At 64.4% G+C, this 18104-nt stretch carries 18 protein-coding genes; 7 read left to right on the top strand and 11 right to left on the bottom strand.

Features of this window, described 5'->3' with window-relative positions:
* Nucleotides 1-101: 101 nt before the first annotated feature.
* On the top strand, nt 102-533 hold the full coding sequence (locus tag P8192_RS13810) for a VOC family protein (RefSeq protein WP_278157574.1): 432 nt from the start codon (nt 102-104) through the stop codon (nt 531-533).
* On the opposite strand, the gene P8192_RS13815 is transcribed toward P8192_RS13810, so the two are convergent.
* Both P8192_RS13815 and P8192_RS13820 read right to left on the bottom strand, forming a co-directional pair.
* The gene (locus P8192_RS13815) at nt 511-930 is read right to left on the bottom strand and encodes an acyl-CoA thioesterase (protein WP_278157575.1); all 420 of its coding nucleotides are present in this window, start codon (nt 928-930) and stop codon (nt 511-513) included. The two genes, P8192_RS13810 and P8192_RS13815, sit on opposite strands and share 23 nt — an antisense overlap.
* A 65-nt stretch (nt 931-995) precedes the next feature.
* A complete protein-coding gene (locus P8192_RS13820; RefSeq protein WP_278157576.1) occupies nt 996-2165 on the bottom strand; it encodes a CaiB/BaiF CoA transferase family protein in 1170 nt (389 codons plus the stop codon).
* A 172-nt stretch (nt 2166-2337) separates the two neighbouring features.
* Here P8192_RS13820 and P8192_RS13825 point away from each other — a divergent pair, with 172 nt between their 5' ends.
* On the top strand, nt 2338-3237 hold the full coding sequence (locus tag P8192_RS13825) for a LysR substrate-binding domain-containing protein (RefSeq protein ID WP_278157577.1): 900 nt from the start codon (nt 2338-2340) through the stop codon (nt 3235-3237).
* A gap of 156 nt (nt 3238-3393) precedes the next feature.
* Nucleotides 3394-4617, top strand: a complete 1224-nt coding sequence (locus tag P8192_RS13830; RefSeq protein WP_278157578.1) for an acyl-CoA dehydrogenase family protein — start codon at nt 3394-3396, stop codon at nt 4615-4617.
* 13 nt (nt 4618-4630) lie between these two features.
* Here P8192_RS13830 and P8192_RS13835 read toward each other — a convergent pair whose 3' ends face one another.
* Complete coding sequence (locus P8192_RS13835; RefSeq protein WP_278157579.1) at nt 4631-5437, bottom strand: SDR family oxidoreductase; 807 nt, start codon at nt 5435-5437, stop codon at nt 4631-4633.
* Between the two features lie 156 nt (nt 5438-5593).
* Between P8192_RS13835 and P8192_RS13840 the strand changes: the two genes are divergently transcribed.
* The gene (locus P8192_RS13840) at nt 5594-6928 is read left to right on the top strand and encodes a hypothetical protein (RefSeq protein ID WP_278157580.1); all 1335 of its coding nucleotides are present in this window, start codon (nt 5594-5596) and stop codon (nt 6926-6928) included.
* 14 nt (nt 6929-6942) lie between these two features.
* Here the strand turns inward: P8192_RS13840 and P8192_RS13845 are convergent, their stop codons facing one another.
* Nucleotides 6943-7359, bottom strand: coding sequence for an NUDIX hydrolase (locus P8192_RS13845; protein ID WP_278157581.1), 417 nt, complete (start codon nt 7357-7359; stop codon nt 6943-6945).
* A 19-nt stretch (nt 7360-7378) separates the two neighbouring features.
* On the bottom strand, nt 7379-8104 hold the full coding sequence (locus P8192_RS13850) for a LysE/ArgO family amino acid transporter (protein WP_278157582.1): 726 nt from the start codon (nt 8102-8104) through the stop codon (nt 7379-7381).
* A 69-nt stretch (nt 8105-8173) separates the two neighbouring features.
* Between P8192_RS13850 and P8192_RS13855 the strand changes: the two genes are divergently transcribed.
* Both P8192_RS13855 and P8192_RS13860 read left to right on the top strand, forming a co-directional pair.
* Nucleotides 8174-9067: an ArgP/LysG family DNA-binding transcriptional regulator gene (locus tag P8192_RS13855; RefSeq protein ID WP_278157583.1), complete on the top strand. Its 894-nt coding sequence runs from the start codon at nt 8174-8176 to the stop codon at nt 9065-9067.
* Nucleotides 9068-9230: 163 nt separating this feature from the next.
* Entirely contained in the window at nt 9231-10331 is a 1101-nt protein-coding gene (locus P8192_RS13860; RefSeq protein WP_278157585.1) for an NAD(P)-dependent alcohol dehydrogenase, read from the top strand.
* Here P8192_RS13860 and P8192_RS13865 read toward each other — a convergent pair whose 3' ends face one another.
* Nucleotides 10332-11360: a DUF368 domain-containing protein gene (locus P8192_RS13865; RefSeq protein ID WP_278157586.1), complete on the bottom strand. Its 1029-nt coding sequence runs from the start codon at nt 11358-11360 to the stop codon at nt 10332-10334.
* A gap of 119 nt (nt 11361-11479) precedes the next feature.
* Here P8192_RS13865 and P8192_RS13870 point away from each other — a divergent pair, with 119 nt between their 5' ends.
* A complete protein-coding gene (locus P8192_RS13870) occupies nt 11480-12358 on the top strand; it encodes an aspartate dehydrogenase domain-containing protein (RefSeq protein ID WP_278157587.1) in 879 nt (292 codons plus the stop codon).
* Here the strand turns inward: P8192_RS13870 and P8192_RS13875 are convergent.
* From P8192_RS13875 to P8192_RS13895, 5 genes are all read right to left on the bottom strand, one after another.
* Nucleotides 12325-14100, bottom strand: coding sequence for a DUF2334 domain-containing protein (locus P8192_RS13875; protein ID WP_270106928.1), 1776 nt, complete (start codon nt 14098-14100; stop codon nt 12325-12327). The two genes, P8192_RS13870 and P8192_RS13875, sit on opposite strands and share 34 nt — an antisense overlap.
* Before the next feature lie 49 nt (nt 14101-14149).
* On the bottom strand, nt 14150-14854 hold the full coding sequence (locus P8192_RS13880; RefSeq protein WP_278157588.1) for a calcium-binding protein: 705 nt from the start codon (nt 14852-14854) through the stop codon (nt 14150-14152).
* Between the two features lie 11 nt (nt 14855-14865).
* Nucleotides 14866-16203, bottom strand: a complete 1338-nt coding sequence (locus tag P8192_RS13885; RefSeq protein WP_278157589.1) for a glycosyltransferase family 2 protein — start codon at nt 16201-16203, stop codon at nt 14866-14868.
* A gap of 2 nt (nt 16204-16205) precedes the next feature.
* Nucleotides 16206-16577, bottom strand: a complete 372-nt coding sequence (locus tag P8192_RS13890) for a hypothetical protein (RefSeq protein WP_278157590.1) — start codon at nt 16575-16577, stop codon at nt 16206-16208.
* 736 nt (nt 16578-17313) lie between these two features.
* On the bottom strand, nt 17314-18066 hold the full coding sequence (locus P8192_RS13895) for an SDR family NAD(P)-dependent oxidoreductase (RefSeq protein WP_278157591.1): 753 nt from the start codon (nt 18064-18066) through the stop codon (nt 17314-17316).
* Nucleotides 18067-18104 lie beyond the last annotated feature (38 nt).

The raw sequence follows: 18104 nt of genomic DNA on the forward strand, positions 1-18104 counted from the left end.
TCGACACCACGTGCGCTGTGCCGCCCTGCCACCCTTGACGTGACCCACGCCACCGACGGACAGTAAAAGCCCCATCCCGGATCGACTTTCAGGAGCTCGTCATGCCCGCAGCACTGCACCCGTATCTCAACTTCAACGGCAACGCCCGCGAGGCGTTCGATTTCTACGGCGAAGCCCTCGGCGGCACTCCCACTTACGCCACCTTCGGCGAGTTCGGCGCCCTGCCCGAGGGACACCCGGGCATGGATCTGATCATGCACGGCTCCCTCGAGGTCTCCGATCTCATTCGGCTCTACGTGTCCGACTACATCGAGGGAATGACCCCGGACGGTTTCGTGGTGGGCAACAATGTGACCCTCTCCTTGATGGGCGACGACGAGGAGACGCTGCGCTCCGCCTTCGAGAAGCTCTCCGCGGGCGGAACCGTCCAGATGCCCCTGGAAAAGCAGATGTGGGGCGACACCTACGGCGCGTTCACCGACCGGTTCGGTGTGAACTGGCAGGTCAACATCAGCTCGCCTGCTGGCGAGTAAGCACCTGCCTGGCGTCGGCATCCAGCTCGGCCGGGCGGCCGGTCTCGGCGTCGAGGTTCACCATCACACATTCGGCATACACGCAGAGCTGTCCCTGTTGAGACAACTCGTGGCAGATGGTGTACGACGTACGGCCAATGCGCCCCACCCAGACGGTTGCCCGAACCGGGCGCCCATAGTGCAGGGCGCGAGCGAATTCCACCTCAAGATTGCGCACCACGCGGCCGCCGACTCCAGCACTGCCCGTGCCCGACCACGCCGTGTCGGCTCGCACCCGGGCCTCCTCGGCCAGGGTGAGCACGCGGGCGTTGTTGACGTGGCCGTTGAGATCCTGATCTGACCAGCGCACCTCCAGGTCACAGGTGAAAGCATTCGCGGGCGCGGTGCTCGCAGTCATTGGCATGAGTGAGGTCCCCTTTTCAGTCTCGGGCGGCGCGGATGAAAACCCTGGTGCCAGTGATATCACGCCCGGCGGTCAGCACGCGGCGGGGTGCGCAGAATCCATGCTTCAACTTCGGCGGCGTCAGCTCCCAATGCGGGTGGAGCCTTGTCGTAGCGGGGCGGGGTGCGGCTCATCCCGATCGGGTTGCGCACGGTGGGAACAGTGTCAACTCCGGCGCCCGCGTCGACCACGGGCTCCAGGCCGAGATCCTCAGCGAACCGGACGCCTTCTTGGACCGTCAGGATGGGTGAACACGGAACCCCCGCCCGCTGAAGGCGCTCGAACCATTCCTCTGCGGTGGCGGCATCCAGTGCAGTCTCCAGGGCGGCCCGCAGGTCAGCACGCTGGGCGTTACGCTGTTCCATCGTGGTGAAGCGTGGATCATCGGCGAGATCACTGCGCCGCAAACACTCGACAAGACGGCGGAATTGAGCGTCGTTGCCGCAGCAGATGACGATATCGCGGTCGCGGGTTCGGAAGGGACCGTACGGGAACAGGCTGGGGTGCTCATTGCCCATACGCACCGGGGAGTTGCCCGCGGCCACCGCTCCTTCGGACTGGTTGACCAGGCTCGACAGCGCCGAAGACAACAGATTCAGGCTTACGTGCTGGCCCTTCGCGGTGCCGCCCCGATCGATCAGTGACGCAAGGATCCCCACGGCAGCATGAAGTCCGGCCACGACGTCAAAAATCGCGACTCCGGCGCGCTGCGGAGGCCCATCCGCGCTACCGGTGACATGCATCATTCCGGAAACGGCTTGGGCCAGCAGGTCATAGCCGGGCATGGATGCCCCGCCGTGGGTGCCGAATCCGGTAATGGACGCGTGGATGAGGTGAGGCCAGCGTTCGGCCACTGACTCTGCGTCGAGGCCAAACTGCTGGAGACCACCTGGTTTGAAATTCTCCACGAACACGTCAGCACGATCGATGATCTGATGAGCCATGTTCAGGTCGTCCTGATTTTTCAAGTCAAGCACGATGGACTGCTTATTTCGGTTCACCGACAGATAGTAGGTACTCACGCCATCACGCTGCGGAGGAATCCATCCCCGGGTGTCATCACCACCCGGGGACTCGACCTTGATCACCGTGGCGCCGAGATCTGCGAGCAACATGGTGCAGTACGGACCGGCGAGAACGCGGCTGAAGTCGGCGACAACCACGCCGGACAGGGGTCCGGCGGACGCCATCTCACTATTGCCTGAAGTATCAGGACGAGGAATCTGCATTGAATGTCATCCCATCAAAGTTTGTGTCGGATGTCACTGCGATGCAATCATGGTGATTATTGCTTGTCCAATACCAAAATCGGGCTTCTTATATGACTCGGGAGCATCAATCTGGCGGGAACTCGGAGGCACTATGGAAGTTCATCAGGCGGAAGCCTTCCTCACGCTCGCCGAGGAACTTCACTTCGGACGGGCCGCCGAGCGCCTGCGTATTGCCCAGCCGCCGTTGAGCCGTTTGATCAAGCAATTGGAGAAGGAGCTCGGCGCTTCACTCTTCGAACGGACCACCCGCTCCGTCACCCTGACGGCAGCAGGGGAGGCTCTAGTGAAACCCGCACAGACACTGATTCGAGCCGCAGAAAACGCGCGTCGTGTCGTGCAAAATACGGTGACGGGTGAGATGGGTCAGGTCGATATCGGTTTCGCAGGCGCTTCAACGCAGAGGATCGTCGGCGCGCTGGCTCGGGAAGTGCGCAAGAACCACCACGGCGTCAGTCTTGATTTTCATTCCGCGCAGTTCTCGCACACCGGTCTTCAACGTGTGCTCGATGGATCATTGGATCTCGCTATCGGCCGCTGGGATTTCGTCCCCGCCGAGGTTGATTCACATGTACTGACGGTGGAGGAAGCCCTCGTCGTTGTCCCCTCTGGTCACCGGTTAGCCAATGAGCACGAGGTCCGCATGAAAGACCTAACGAACGACCCTTGGGTGACCCTGCCTTCCGGGCTCGGCGCCGCGCTACAGAATCGACTCAATTCTTTAGCCATGGCCGCCGGCTTCTCGCCCAGAGTCGTGCAGACTGCGCCGGACTCGTGGACTCTGTTGGTCCTGGTGGCCGCTGGCATGGGAAACGCGCTCACCTTGGATTCTGTGCGCGACAATGCCACTACCGACGGCGTCTCCTTTGTGAAAGTCGCTGGCGGGCACACCTCATTGGAGCTGCGCCTGATCTGGCGGAAGACCAACAAGAACCCGGCGCATCCCCGGATCTTGCAGGCCGCTCACCGGCTCTACCCCGCCACGGCCAACTGATTTCAACAGGCTCTGCCCCTATTGATGACAGACGCGAAACAATTGTTGTCGTTCTCCATATAGGAGTCACGGCTGCACCGAGATCCGTTGAATCCACCCCGCATCGGTGCTTGAGTGGCACTAGTCACCCACTGTCGCACTCACCTGAGGAGCATCATGCCGAAGCACGTCACCGATCTCATGAACATCGAGGGTCAGCTCTCCACCTCCGAGCTGGAGGTCCGCGACGCGGTGGCCGATTTCGTGGACCGCCGGGTCCGTCCGAACATCGGCACCTGGTTCGATGAGGCGGTACTGCCCACCGAGTTGCTGCCCGAGATGGCCGAGCTCGGGCTCTTCGGCATGCACCTTCAGGGGTACGGCTGCGCCGGAAAATCTGCCACCGAGTACGGCATCGCCATGCAGGAGATGGAAGCCGGTGATTCGGGACTGCGCACCGTCGTATCGGTACAGGGCTCGCTGGCCATGTCCGCTATCTACAAAAATGGCTCCGAGGAGCAAAAGCAGACCTGGCTGCCGCGGATGGCCGCCGGCGAGGTGATCGGCTGCTTCGGCCTCACCGAGCCCACCGCAGGCTCGGATCCTTCCACCATGGCGACACGCGCGGTGTGGCGCGACGGCGCCTGGGTGCTCTCCGGCGCCAAGCGCTGGATCGGCCTGGCGTCCATCGCTCAGGTGGCGATCATCTGGGCCCAGGTCTCTCACGACGACGCGCGCGCCGCGGGCGCGTTGGATGAGTCCACTGTCAAGGAGGGTGTGACCGAAACGGTGCGCGGGTTCATCGTGCCCACGGATTCCACCGGATTCACCGCTACCCCGATCACCCAGAAGCTGTCGATGCGCGCCTCCCTGCAGTGCGACATCGAACTCACCGACGTCGAGCTCGGCCCGGAGTCTCTCCTCACCGAGAACCCCGGGCTGCGCGGCCCGTTCGGCTGCCTCAACGAGGCCCGCTACGGCATCGCCTGGGGCGCGATGGGTGCGGCCCGCGACTCCGTTGAAGCCGCGATCGACTATGCGGGACAGCGCCTGCAGTTCGACAAGCCGCTGTCGGGATACCAGCTGACCCAGAAGAAGCTGGCCGATATGACCGTGGAACTGAACAAGGGTCAATTGTTGGCACTGCAGCTGGGTCGCGCCAAGGACGCCGGCACCCTGGAGAACCACATGATCTCGGTGGCGAAGCTCGCGAACTGTCGGGCGGCAATCGAGATCTGCCGCGAGGCGCGCACGATCTTCGGCGGCAATGGCATCACCACCGACTATTCACCGCTACGGCACGCGAACAACCTGGAATCGGTGCGCACCTACGAGGGCACCGACGAGGTGCACACCCTGATCTTGGGTCACCAGCTCACGGGCGTGCCTGCGTTCCGCTGAACCGCGAGCAACGTCAGGACTCAGCGGCGTCGACGGCAGTGTCGGCGGTGTCCAGCCATTCACGCAAGGTGACGCTATCGATGATGCCTTGCTGCGGGATGAGTCCACCGGAGGCGATGGTCGGCCCCAGGTAGGGGATCTCGATCAGCTTCTGGTTCTCCGCGCCCGGCAGCCGATCCGCGGCTTGCATGGCTTCTGCCACGCGCAGGGCGGTGAGCTCCTGGGGGCCGTGCACGGTCACCGTGCGCGGCGGGTGGCCCGGCCAGCGCTCGGCGTCTTCGAGCCGGTCCACCAGAATCCGGGCCACACTCGAGACCGACACCGGTGCCATTTTCATCACCGGCAGCGCCACCACCGGGCCGGCCGCCGCCATGGACACCATCACCGGGACCAGTTCGAACCACTGGGTAGAACGGATCACGGTGAGTGCGGTGCGCCCACGGCTGTGCCCACGATATGCGCGCTCCTGGGCCGCTTTCGCCGCGTAGTACGGGTAGCCACGCCCCACTGCAGGTCGGTCGGCCTCAGCAATCGAGACCACCACCACGTGCGGCACCTGGGCGGCCTGCACGGCAGCCATGACTTCCACGGCCGCCGTCGTGAAGAACTCGCGGGCTCGGGCCGCGTTCAGGGTCGTCATGTTCAGCGTGTCGATCACTACGTCACAGTCGGTGAACGCATCAATGAGCCGGTCGCGATCATCCGTGACATCGACCCCCATGCCCCGGTGGATCGGCACCGCCTCGTGAGCGCGGTACTCCAGCTCGCGGACGATCAATGAACCGAGGGTTCCGGTCGCTCCCAGGACGGCGATGCGCATGACCCCCATGCTACGCCCGGGACGTCATCTTCGCGAGAGTTATTGCAACTGATTCTCAGTTAAAGATAGATTGCGAGAATGAATCTCAACAAGACTCACTCATCCCGTCCATCTCACCCATCTCACCCGTCTCGACTGGCGTGGTCCGCCGCGGCATTGTCCTCCCTCTTATTCCTCTCGGCCTGCTCCCCCGGCAGCCCAGCGGCCGAAGACGACACCACCGCCTCCGCTGACACCGCAGGCGACGCCGAAGTCATTCGCGCCGAACCGCGCGAGGTCGCTTCCATTGCCCCGCGCGTGGTGATCAGCCACGAAGAGGGACTGGTCACCCTCGATGGGGAATCCGGAGAAACCCTAGACACCGTGGAGGAGCCAGGGTTCTTCCGGCTGAACAATGCCGGCGATGGCCAGCACGTGATAGTCACCGCGGGCAACGAGTTCCGCGTCTACAACGCCGGCGTTCAGGCACAGCCGCACGGGGACCACTTCCACTACTACGAGTCCAACCCGGGGCTCACCGGCGCGACATTTGACGCCGACTACGCGGGGCACGTGGTGCTGCACAATGGCCGCACCACCCTGTTCGCCGACGGCACCGGCGAGATCACCACCTTCACCTCGGCCGATTTGGCCTACGGCGAGCCGAGTGTGGATCAGACCGGGGCCGACAACCCGCACCATGGCGTGGCCATCGAGCTGACCGACGGCACCATGCTCACCACGCAGGGCACGGAAGAGTCGCGTTCCACGGTGCAGCACATGGAGGTGGCCGAGGACGGCTCCACCGAGGTGCTTGCCGAGACCACCGACTGCCCCGGCGTGCATGGCGAGGCGGCAGCGGCCGCTGAGGAGTCAGCAGAACCGAGCGACGTCGTCGTGTTCGGCTGCGAGAACGGTCCGGTGGTCTTCCGTGACGGGGACTTCCACAAGGTCGACGTCGAGCCCGAGTACCAGCGCTCCGGAAACCTGGCCGGCTCCGAAGAGTCGTCCATCGTGCTGGGCGATTGGAAGGTCGACCCAGATGCCGAGCAGGAGCGGCCCACCGAGGTGGCACTGATCAACAGCCTCGAGGATTCGGTGGAGACCGTGGATCTTGGTTCCTCCTATTGGTTCCGCTCGCTGGCACGAGGCGATGACGGCGAGGCCATGGTGCTGACGTACAACGGCCAGCTCAACGTGATCGACGAGGAAACCGGCGAGGTCACCGAGCGGATCGACGCGATCGAGGCATGGGAAGAGAAGGAGGACTGGCAGCAGCCCGGACCGATTCTCAAGGCTGCCGACGGCAAGGCGTACGTGACCGACGCCGAGAACCAGCAGCTGGTCATCATCGACCTGGACTCCGCCGAGGTGGAGCAGCGCATCGACCTGGACGTGACCCCGGTGGAGATGGCCGTGGTGACGGGCAGCGCCGAGGCCCCGAAGCACAAGGCGTCAGGTAGCGGGGACCATGATCACGGTGACGAAGAAGAGCACGACCACGACCACTGACAGGTCGCGTGAGCTCATTCAGACGCGCTGAGTACCTCGCGAGACAGCGGGGCGAGAGTGATCCCGGGAGCGGTTTTCGTTCCCGGGATCACCCATGTCTGTTCCTCGATTTCAGCGCGCACCCGCAACTCCTGTCCGGCCCAAGCGGGGGCGGGAAGTACGAACATCTCGGCGTGCAGGTCCCAGCCGGGCTCGTTCGCTGCGCTGGTCAGACGACTCCCCTGGTACTGCAGGTGCTCCGGGGCCACACGGATGCCGGTTTCCTCGAGCAGCTCGCGGACCGCCGTCTCGCACGGGCTCTCGCCGGGTTCGGGCTTGCCACCGGGGAACATGAAGGAGTCGGTGCCGCGTTTGCGCACCAGGGCCACCGCGCCGTCGTTACGACGCACCACGACAGCGGAGACGGTGATCGTTCCGGGGACTGCGCTCATGGCAGTCACTGTACCGGGATCAATGCAGGATCAGCGTGGTGACGATGGCGAGCATGATGCAGCCCACCGAGAAATCGATGATCCGCCAAGTACGCGGGGTATCGAGCACCGGCGAGAGCGCGCGCCCGCCCACGGTCAGCACGCCGAGCCACAGCGACGAGGCTAGCACCGCGCCGACGGCGAACATCCAGCGCTGGTCACCGAAGGAGTTGGCCACGGTCCCCAGCAGCACCACGGTGTCGAGAATGGCGTGCGGATTCAGCAGCGAGACCGACAGCGCAGCCAGCACAACGTTGCGCAGCGAGGTTTTCCGCGGGGTACTGCGGCCCACCACCACGGTCATCTGCTGGGTGGTCGGCTGGGTGAGCACCGCAGTGCCGCCGCCGTCGCGAGGCGCTGCTTCGGAGCCGGTATTCGTCGACGGCGCCGGCGCCGGGGTGTCGTCCGCTGAGAGCCCGGCGGCCCTCGGACGCCAGGCGGAGCGGAATGACATGGCGGCGAAGCCGATCAGGTAGGCCACCCCGGCCCACTTCAGCACCATGAGCAGCCACGGCGCTTGCTCCGAAATCACGCCCACCCCGGCGGTGCCGGCGAAGATGAGGATCACGTCCGAGACCAGACAGATCGTCACAATCAGCGCCACCCGGTCTCGCCGGATGGACTGACGCAGCACATACGCCGACTGCGCCCCGATGGCGACGACGAGGGCGAGAGCAGTGAAGAATCCGGTCACGAGGAAGGTCATGGCTCCACGCTACGAACGGATGCGCATCCGCACCAGCGCAAGATTCTTCAGGGTATTAAGCTTTACTTCATGAACACGGATCACCTGCGTGCGCTGGCTGCCGCTGTGGATGAGGGCACCTTCGACGCCGCCTCCGCCCTGCTCGGCATCTCCGGCTCCGCCTTCTCCCAGCGCATCAAGGCGCTCGAGCGCGACGCCGGGCAGGTGCTGCTGGCTCGCACCATCCCGGTCACCGCCACCCCGGCCGGGGAAAAGATGCTGCGCCTAGCCCGTCAGGTCATCGCCTTGGAAGACGACACCCGACGCGCCCTGGGCCGGGGCACCGGTGGGCGAACCGTGCTGCCGGTGGCGGTCAACGCGGATTCACTAGCTACTTGGTTCGTCGAGGTGCTACGCCAGGCCGCCACCTGGGACGACGCCGTGCTGCAGCTACACATGGAGGATCAGGAGCACACCCACGACCTGCTGCGATCCGGGGCTGTGGTTGCCGCGATCACCGAACATCCGACTCCGGTAAGCGGCTGCACCGTCACCCGCCTGGGTACCATGGACTACTACCCAGCGGCGGCCACCGCCCTGCTGAATCAGTTTCGCGACGGCGACGGCAGCCCCGACTTCGGACACCTCCCAGTGATCGACTTCGGAACCCGCGACGGCTTACAACGATCCCGGTTATCCGAGCACGCCCGCACGATCGGAGTACCGCGGCTCGACCCGCCGCGCCACCTGGTGCCATCCTCCGAGGCGTATCTGCGCGCCGTCGAGGCCGGCCTGGGCTGGGGCATGCTGCTCACCGATCAGATCCCACCCAGCGTTACCGAAGGCACCCACCCTGATCTGGAGCTGATCACCGCGCTGAACCCCTCCCGAGTCACCCTGCACTGGCAACGCTGGACCTCCGGCACCCCCGCCTTGGACCGCCTCACCGAGGCAGTCCACCTGGCCGCCCGCCACATGCGCTGAGCGCGCCTGCTGGCCACCCACGGACACTCGCCGTCGCACTTTTTTCAAATTTTGATCACCTGTAAAAGGAGGAGTACGGTGGAGATGGCGTTGCCCGTTCGGGCACACCTCGAATCCTGATCGCCCACGCAAGGGCGGTCACCGCAACGGAAAGAGGAATACTATGCAGATCACCGCCGCCATCACCCGGGGCACCGGAGAACCCTTCGAGATCACCACCCTGGAGCTGGATGACCCCCGCGCCGGGGAAGTGCAGGTCAAACTCACCGCCACCGGCATCTGCCACACCGACGCCATCGTGCGCGACCAGGTCTACCCCACTCCCCTGCCCGCCGTACTCGGCCACGAGGGCGCCGGCGTCGTCGAGAAGGTCGGCGAGGGCGTCACCACCGTAGCCCCCGGGGACAAAGTAGTGCTGGGGTTCAACTCCTGCGGCTCCTGCCAGCAGTGCCTCGGCGGCATGCCCGCCTACTGCCAGCACTTCTACGACTACAACTTCTCCGGCACCCGCCCCGATGGCACCACCGCCCTCTCCGATGGCGAAACCGCCGTTTCGTCCCACTTCTTCGGTCAGTCTTCCTTCGCCAGCCACGCCAACGTCTCCGCTCGCTCCGTGGTGAAGGTCGACGACGACGCCCCGCTCGAGCTGCTTGGCCCTCTGGGCTGCGGGCTGATGACCGGCGCGGGTTCCATCATCAACTCGCTGTCCGTGGGGGCCGGTGAGTCCGTGGCGATCTTCGGCACCGGTGCCGTGGGCTCCGCCGCCATCATGGCGGCTGCCGCCGTGGGTGCCACCACCATCATTGCCATCGACCTGGTGGATTCCCGCCTGGAGCGCGCCCGCGAGTACGGCGCCACCCACACCATCAACTCCGGTTCCGAAGATCTCACCGCGCGCCTGGCCGAGATCACCGCCGAGCAGGGCGTCAACGTTGCCCTGGACACCACCGGGATCACCGCGGTGACCCGCCAAGCGGCCGATGCGGTGGGCATTAAGGGTCGCGTCGGACTGGTCGGCGCACCGGCACTGGGCGATGAGGCCACCTTCGAGGTGGGTGCCTCACTGCTGAAGGGGTGGTCGTTCCGCACCATCATCGAGGGTGACGCCGTGCCGCAGGACTTCATTCCGCGGCTGGTGCACCTGTGGCGCAACGGACAATTCCCGATCGAGAAGCTGATCAAGACCTACCCGCTGGATCAGATCAACCAGGCTTTCGAAGATTCGAAGTCGGGTGAGACGATCAAGCCGATCGTCACCTTCTGATCAGGAACTCAGGCCGCGCTGGGTGCGGCGCAGCTGGGCCAACTGTTCGGCCCGCTGCCGTCGCACCATGCGCGCGTCAATGATCACCAGGGCGATCACGACAGCGAAGCCGAGCAGTGCGAGCCCGGCCACGCTCCACGCCTCGCCGGAGGTGTCGGGCAGGAACAGGTTCCGCGCCTCATCCTGCCAGGGCCAGAGGGTGCGCAGCCCGCCGATCATCACCCCGGTCAGTACCGCCAGGGTGAGCGTGTGATAGTGCTCCAGCAGCCATTTCAGCACCTTGACCACCACGATCATCCCTAGCACCGCGCCCACGAAGAAGATGCCCAAATAACCGAAGTCACGCTCATCCACGGCGCGCAGCGTGGGCTCGTACAGCCCGAAGGTCAGCAGCAGGAACGATCCCGAGAGCCCGGGAAGCACCAGCGCGGATATGGCGACGGCGGCGGCCGGAATCAGCACCAGCGGGCTGGGATCGACGTCGGTGGGCGGCAGCGAAACCAGGAAGAAAATTCCGACCGCGGCAACCACCCCGAGGGCAAGATGCCAGGGGCGCAACCGGATGTGGGTGGAGTCTTTCCCCAGAATTTCGTGCTGCACCCGGCGGAACGTCAGGTCCTCGAGCATCATGCGGGCGGGTACGGCCACTGAGGCCAGCACCATGCCGAAGAACAGCCCGCGCATGGTCACCGGGTGGTTTTCCATCGCGTCGGCCATCGGCCCGGCCACGGTGAACACCGCCAGCAGCATTCCGATCGCTACGGGTAGCACCACGCGCCAATGCACACGGGCCAGCTCAGCGGTGAACCCGGCTTTGCGGTCGGGACCGGTCACCAGCTTCCTGAACGCCGAAATCACGGCCGAGGCGGAGTCGATGATCTGGTGGTAAATCCCCACCACCAGGGCCACCGTGCCACCGGAGACGCCGGGCACGGTCTCGACGGCGCCGATGAGCGCACCGCGCACCAGATTGCCGACCACGGAAGTGCGGCGGTGGGGCGGCGTGGTGTTCTCAGGGGTCTCAGTCATCGTGCGGGGCTCCTCGGCGGCTGGGGTGGGCACGGTGCCCCAGTCTATCGATCTCGTGCCGGAACTCCGGGCTGGTGTGATGCGTGACGCTACGCGCAGCGGCATGACAGGCTAGGGGCATGACTATCAGGGTGTTGCTGTGGGGATTCGGAGCGATCGGGCGCCAGCTGGCGGATCAGTTGCGTCCGGAGCGTGAGTCCGGTGCGATGCACCTCACCGCGGTGGTACGCGACGTCGAAGCGCATCGTGAGCGGGGTGATCACGGGGTGGACCTCCGCCCGGGCGTCACCAACGTGGACTGGCAGGCGGCCCTGGACGACGTCGATCTGGTGGTGGAGTGCGCCGGGGTGTCCCCCGCCCGGCAGCGCGGCCCCGACGTGATCGGCTCCGGGCGCGTCCTCGTGCTCGCTTCGGTGGGGGCACTAGCCGATCCTGACACCGCCCGGGCGTTGCTGTCGGGCCCGGGGCGGCTGTGGGTCACCCACGGGGCGATCGGCGGATTCGACGTGCTCGCCTCGGCCGCGGAGGCCGGCGGGCTCGATACCGTGCGGATCCGCACTCGGAAGCTGGCATCGTCGCTGATCCGCCCGTGGATGGATACGGAGCAAACCCAGCAGCTGCGTCGCCTCGCCCCGGGCGAGGATCCGGTGACCGTGTTTTCGGGTCATCCTGCCGAGGCCATCGAACTGTTTCCGGGCAATGTCAATGTGGCGGTCGCCCTGGCCTGGGCCACCCGCGGCGGGTTTCCCGGTGACGACGTCGAGCAGTTGGCGGCGTCGTTGCAGCGGGTCGAGGTTGAATTGTTGGCCGATCCCGACGCCGAGTTGAGCACGCACGAAATGAGCGCCTCCGGGCCGGCGGGTCGGTTGATGTTCAGCTTCGAGTCCGCGCCGAGCCCGGAGAATCCGAAGACCTCCGGGCTCACGGCCCTCTCGGTGGCGCACACTCTGCGCATCGCCCTGGATCAGCGCAGGTCGGTGACGGAGACGAACTCGTAATCCAGCTCTTGGAGCCCTTCGACCATCTGGCGCAGGTAGTCGTGGTCGAGGAACGGGTGGAAGTAGAAGCTGGCGGTGGATTCGCGCACCACCAGGTTGTTTTCCGCGCGTTTCAAGAGTGACGATGGCGGCCGTGGGGCGTGGTTGTTTTGCTCGACTTCGGTGACGTTCTCGATGTTCTCCGGGTAGACGGTGGATCCGTAGATATCGTTTACCGAGTACGGGAACACCTGGCTGACGCTGTTTTCCGGGGTGATCTCGCCGTGGGAGATGGAGCCGCCGTAGTACTCGACCTGGTCGTAGCGGGCGTCGTATTCTTCGGCCATGGCCAGGTAGGAATTGATGGACCCGGAGTAGTGCGGGGTTTCGAAGACGGTGGGCTCGCCGAGCCCGGCCTCGATCATGATTTCCTTGCCGCGCTCCATGCGGGCCTTGTGGTCGTCAATGGAGTCGGCGGCAACCGGTCCGAGCTTACGAATCCAGGAGTCCTGCTTGCATTCTTCCCATTCGTAGGGCGGTTCCTCGGTAGCCGAGCAACGGTGGGCGTAGAACTCGTAGTCCTCACCGGAACGCACCGAGTAGGGGTTACGGTCCGAGGAATATTGGTGCGTGGTGCCGTGCTGGATCAGGGTTCCGCCTCGCTCCTGCATGTACTTCAGCGCCTCCACTACCTCGGGGGAATCCAGCAGCGACAGTCCGTAATAGTCATCGCCGTCCGGGGTGACGTCCACCATCACCGGCACCACAGCCACTTGGAAGGGCACATCAACAGAGGAGAGGTAGTCCGCAATGTCGCGCAGGTGCTGGGGGTTGGCTTCCGGGCCCACGTCTTCGAATCGCACCGCGGCCTGGCGGACGGGCTCAATGTCCGAGTCGAGTAGCTCGTAGTAGAGGTCGGAGTAGATGGTGTAGAGCCCGTTGGTGTTGAGGTAGTGGAACGGGATCTCGGTGACCACGGTGAGGTTATCCGAGCGGAACACCCAGGGGGCGCTGGTCTCGTCGAGGCCCTCGGCGCACACCACTGGCTCGTTTTCCTGGTGGCAGTATCCGGTGGCCAGCACGTCGACGTCGTCGGAGAGCTCACGGGGCACGTTGACGGATCCACCGGTTTCCACCGCACGGGTCACGGTGTGCTCACCGTACTCGAGCTCGTCAACCACGGTGCCGTCGACGGCGACGCGGTTCATCGGGTCCCAGCCGTACTGATCCACGAAGGAGACACCCGCTTCGGCATCACGGTCGGCGAGCTGGGACACGTTGTAGCCCAGCCACATCACCGGTACCTCTCCGGCCCGCACGTCGTCGAGCAGGGCGGTCGGCACCTCGGTGGAGTAACTCGCGCCGACGTAAATCAGGGCGTCGTAGGCGTTGATGTCGCCGGCCTTGTACTCGTCCAGCTGCCGGATCTCGGTCATGCCGAAGTGGGTGGCCAGGTTAGCCGCCAGGATGGCGTAAATATCGGCCTTGACGTCTTCGGGGGCGTTTTCGTCATAGACCACCAGGGTTTCGGTGCCGCCTTCGTTGCCGTAGCGGGTGTCCAGGATGGGGCTGGTGTCTTCAGCGGCCACGCCGGCGGGCACACCGTGGATGAATTCCTCGGTGAGCGCGGAGTTTTCGAAGGGAACCAGGGAATCGTCGGTCACCCAAAAGATGGCGCCGACGGCGATGATCGGCACGAGCAGGGCGGCCGAAATCCATCCGAATTTTGTCTTGCGGGAAAGTCGATATGACGGACTGTCCATGATGTTCTATCTGTCCTTGTGTACTGGAGCGTTCGTGGTGGGCTGCGGCCTAGCCGGTGGTGCGAGCGCAGTCGGGGAGCTCGAAATCGGAGAAGCGCACGCGCGCGTCTTCCGTGTAGAGGCCGATGCTGCCGAGAAGGTAGGGCTGGTCTTCGTCGGTGTAGGTGACGAGTTCTTCCCCGTCGACGTACACGGTGGCCGTGGCGCCGTCCTGTTCCACGGTGACGCGATAGTCCTGGCCGATGGGGAAGGTACGGTCCGAGCCGGAGGCGAGGAAGCGCTGGTTCCCGGGGTAGTCGGCGTCCTGCTTAGACAGCTCCCAGCCATTGGGCTTGAGCACGATCGCATAGAAGTGGGTGTCGTCCGTGAAGTTCCACAGCACCCAGCCGACTTCCCACACGTTGGGCTCGCCCTGTCGGACGGCGGCCTCGGTATGCACCGTGAGGGAGAATTCGGGGCTGTCGCACTGACCGACGGTGTGCACCAGCCCGCCGTGGGTGACGTCCCAGGATTCTGCGGATTTCGGTTCGAGGGTGACCGACGATTCATCCCCGGTCACAGTGCCGTGCCCGTTATAGCGGACCTGCCAGGTGCCGTAGGTTTCCCCCTCGTGCCATTCGTTTTCAGCGCGCGTCATCATGACGATGACCAACGTGACGACCAGGATCAGGGCAGCTACCGCCGCCCAGATCGCGGTTCGCCGTCGGGTGCGTGCAACCATGCGGTAGGCCCCTCGCTTCTCGGTCGTCATCATGGTCATCGTCCTCACGCCTTGGCGTGGTGGTTCACCGGGTCTTCTGCGGCATCTTCGACGGCGTGCTCTTCGATGCGCTCGGTTTTGGACCAGCCCATCTCACCGCGCAGGGTCTTCCAGGTGGCGCGCCATCCGGCGAGGAACCACAGTGTTGAGTACAAGGTGAACACGTGCATTAACAAGAACGTTTTGATCAGCCCGCTGCCGTCGTGGCGGTTCTGTTGCCAATAGACGAGCCCGTACAGGAGCGGCACACCGAAGGCAATGAGGTACGCGGTGATCCACCATGGCGAAAACTGCAGGGTCATGGTGGCAGCGGCGACCACGAGGTAGCCCGACCACATCGCGAAGGCGATCGACATCAGCGAACCAAGCAACAGCAGGATCGGCGAGCTGAGGTGGTAGGTCAGGTCCACGCGCCGTCGGCCCGAGAGATTACGCATGACCCACGGGATCATGGTCCAGCTCTGCAGGTGCCCCTGGAACCAGCGGGTGCGCTGTTTCACCCAGCGATTGATATCTTCCAGCCCCTGCTGATGCACGGCAACGGAGGATTCAAACTCCGTGTTCCACCCGTTGACCATCAACTGCACGCCCAGATCAAGATCTTCGGCGAGGCTGCGCGACCATGGTTTTTCGCCCAGCATGTTCAGCGCCGCCAGGCGGACGAACTGGCCATTGCCGCCCAGGCCCACGCTGTTGAAGTGACGCCGACCTCGCTGGAACACCTTCGTGTAGAGCACGAACTCAATATCCTGCATGCGTGCCAGCAGGTTGGACGAGCGGTTGTTGATGCGCACGCCGATCTGCACGGCACCCAAATCAGGGTCGATGAACAGCGGCAGCACCTTGTCCATGGACTCGGGGTCGAGTCGACCGTCGGCATCAATAACGCAGACGATCACACTCTGCGGGTCCACACCGGGGGCCACCAGACCGCGGCGGATCAACGGCAGGGCCGCGTTCAGCGCCTCCCCTTTGCCCTGACGGGCATTCGGGGCCACGCGACGCAGGAGTTTCACGCGCTCATCCGGGTGCGCCTCCACGATCGCCGCCGTGTTGTCGTCAGAGCCATCATCGATCACCAGGAAGGTCATCCGGTCGCTCTCAAAGGAGCTGAGGCGATCGAGGCTGTTGCCGATCACCCGTTCCTCGTTCAGGCAGGGGATGACGAAAACGACGTGCGCCTGCTCGGCAAAGGCCGCAGCCGCTTCAGTATTCTCATCCGCCGGGCGACCTTTGCGCTCAAAGCGCGACAGAATCAAGAGCGTGACACCGTAGGCGACGGCACTGACGATCAGCAGCAACGCGATAATCAGGACCACATCGACCCGGTGGCCGAAAAGCATGATCACAGCGATGCGCCCCCTTGAGCGCTGGACGGCTGGAACGTACGGCTAGGTGAGCCGTAGCTGTGCTTGGCGGCCGAGGTGCGCGCAAACGCCGGTGCGGCAGATCGACCCTCGAGAACCGGCGCCGACACGGTCACCGGGCCCTTCGATGGAGAAGCAGGGCTATCGCCGTCGCGACCGGTGGTAACTGTCTTCGGGGACAGCCGGTCACGCAGAGCGAACAGCAGCAGTGCGCCGCCGAAGAAAACGACATAGGCCGCGAACAGACCTGCCGAGAGCGTCATCAAGAATCGCCCGACGGTCATCATGATGTCGAAGCTCGTCGATGAAATTTCGCACGCCTGATCCAGGCATTCTGAAACGGGAGTCACAGTGATCTATTCCTCTGGAGTATGGAGATGAGGGCGCGGCGAACCACGGTCTACCGATGCCGGAGCGAGTGTTATGCCATTGAACTGAGTCACCAGGTGATTCTTCAATTAAAAATAACATGAAGACGCCAATAACGGTGGGTCTTCGGAGAAGTGTTACGCGCACCGAATTCGCATCAGGAACATACTGGCAAGTAGCATTAAAGTACTGACGGGCATCCTAGGCAGGCGCGCACGACCGTCAGAGCAGATCACCCAGCGGCGCTCGCACACCCACTCATGCCGAATTGACACCATGCCACACGGCACGGAGTCGTTGAGTTGCTCGCGGCAGCCATCGCCCCCTTCATTGGTGTCTTACCGCCCCTGCCGTCATGACGGGCGAGGCATGTTTTGTCCAGACACCACTACAGACGAGGCCGCGAACAAATCCTCACGAAAAAACTTCATCAGATCTTCAGTGAATCGCGTCACAAGCCTGAGGATCGTTGCAATACTGCGGGAGCCGAGATGCTCCACCGCTGAAAAAGCTCGTGCAATAGATCGTCAATATCGGGGTAAACACGCTGTGATCCGGTCGCCGACCGCAAAACCCAGGTATCTCCCTGTACGCTGAGCGCCCACCCTCGGGGCAGCTGGGCGCGCAACGCAACCAGCACGGTGTTTTTCACACCGTGCTGGTTGATCAGGGCGGTGGTCGCCGAGACCGGTCGACCACCTCCGCAAGCGCCACACATTAGGGCATCACGTCGCCGCTGTTCGGCCCGAGGGTTTGCCCCGTGTAGAGGTCGCCACCAGGCGATGAGGCGAGTAACAACGCGGTCGGCGCCACTTCGGCCGCGGTACCGAAGCGTCCGATCGGCAGCTCGGCTTGTTTCGTCTGCTTCCATTCCGGGCTCAGCCCGTCGACCAACGGAGTCTCGATCGGACCAGGGGCGATGGTGTTGACCAGGATCTGATGCGGCGCCAGCTCCAAGGCCATGGCCTTGGTCATGCCGATCACCCCAGCCTTGGCCGCCACATAGTGGGTCAGCCCCACCCCGCCCTTGATGCCCAGCTGCGAGGCGATGTTGATGATGCGCCCGCCGCCGCGCTCGATCAGATGCGGCAAGGCCCAGCGCGACGCCAGGAAGACACCGCGCAGATCCACCGCAACCGTGCGGTCGAATGTCTCCACGCTCATCTCCGCCAGCGGGGTCTCATCCAGAATTCCCGCCGCGGCGACCACGATGTCGATGCCGCCCAGCAGCTCCGCTGCCCGGTCGATGCCGGCGCGCACGGAATCGGAGTCCATGACGTCCACGGCGACCGCGTGGGCGGCGCCCCGCTCGGACAGCCGCTCCGCCGTGGCCGCAGCGCGCTCCTCGTTGAGATCGAGCACGGCGACGGCCGCGCCTTCGGCGATGAACAGGTCGGCGATGGCCTCACCAATACCGCTGGCCGCCCCGGTGATCACCGCCGTTTTGCTTGTCAGGCTCTGTTCTGCCATCAGTTCTTCACTCCTTGGGTCTGGTTCTGTGGGGTCAC

The sequence above is a fragment of the Citricoccus muralis genome, from assembly GCF_029637705.1.
In the GTDB taxonomy this organism is placed as follows: Bacteria; Actinomycetota; Actinomycetes; order Actinomycetales; family Micrococcaceae; genus CmP2.

What these genes read in the sequence shown, in the direction of transcription:
- P8192_RS13820 (WP_278157576.1), bottom strand. Translation starts at nt 2,165, where the DNA reads ATGGCGTCCGCCGGACCCCTGTCCGGCGTGGTTGTCGCCGACTTCAGC.
- P8192_RS13850 (WP_278157582.1), bottom strand. Translation starts at nt 8,104, where the DNA reads ATGACCTTCCTCGTGACCGGATTCTTCACTGCTCTCGCCCTCGTCGTC.
- P8192_RS13895 (WP_278157591.1), bottom strand. Translation starts at nt 18,066, where the DNA reads ATGGCAGAACAGAGCCTGACAAGCAAAACGGCGGTGATCACCGGGGCG.
- P8192_RS13870 (WP_278157587.1), top strand. Translation starts at nt 11,480, where the DNA reads ATGACTATCAGGGTGTTGCTGTGGGGATTCGGAGCGATCGGGCGCCAG.
- P8192_RS13815 (WP_278157575.1), bottom strand. Translation starts at nt 930, where the DNA reads ATGACTGCGAGCACCGCGCCCGCGAATGCTTTCACCTGTGACCTGGAG.
- P8192_RS13885 (WP_278157589.1), bottom strand. Translation starts at nt 16,203, where the DNA reads ATGCTTTTCGGCCACCGGGTCGATGTGGTCCTGATTATCGCGTTGCTG.
- P8192_RS13880 (WP_278157588.1), bottom strand. Translation starts at nt 14,854, where the DNA reads ATGATGACGACCGAGAAGCGAGGGGCCTACCGCATGGTTGCACGCACC.
- P8192_RS13835 (WP_278157579.1), bottom strand. Translation starts at nt 5,437, where the DNA reads ATGCGCATCGCCGTCCTGGGAGCGACCGGAACCCTCGGTTCATTGATC.
- P8192_RS13855 (WP_278157583.1), top strand. Translation starts at nt 8,174, where the DNA reads ATGAACACGGATCACCTGCGTGCGCTGGCTGCCGCTGTGGATGAGGGC.
- P8192_RS13830 (WP_278157578.1), top strand. Translation starts at nt 3,394, where the DNA reads ATGCCGAAGCACGTCACCGATCTCATGAACATCGAGGGTCAGCTCTCC.
- P8192_RS13865 (WP_278157586.1), bottom strand. Translation starts at nt 11,360, where the DNA reads ATGACTGAGACCCCTGAGAACACCACGCCGCCCCACCGCCGCACTTCC.
- P8192_RS13875 (WP_270106928.1), bottom strand. Translation starts at nt 14,100, where the DNA reads ATGGACAGTCCGTCATATCGACTTTCCCGCAAGACAAAATTCGGATGG.
- P8192_RS13810 (WP_278157574.1), top strand. Translation starts at nt 102, where the DNA reads ATGCCCGCAGCACTGCACCCGTATCTCAACTTCAACGGCAACGCCCGC.
- P8192_RS13860 (WP_278157585.1), top strand. Translation starts at nt 9,231, where the DNA reads ATGCAGATCACCGCCGCCATCACCCGGGGCACCGGAGAACCCTTCGAG.
- P8192_RS13825 (WP_278157577.1), top strand. Translation starts at nt 2,338, where the DNA reads ATGGAAGTTCATCAGGCGGAAGCCTTCCTCACGCTCGCCGAGGAACTT.
- P8192_RS13845 (WP_278157581.1), bottom strand. Translation starts at nt 7,359, where the DNA reads ATGAGCGCAGTCCCCGGAACGATCACCGTCTCCGCTGTCGTGGTGCGT.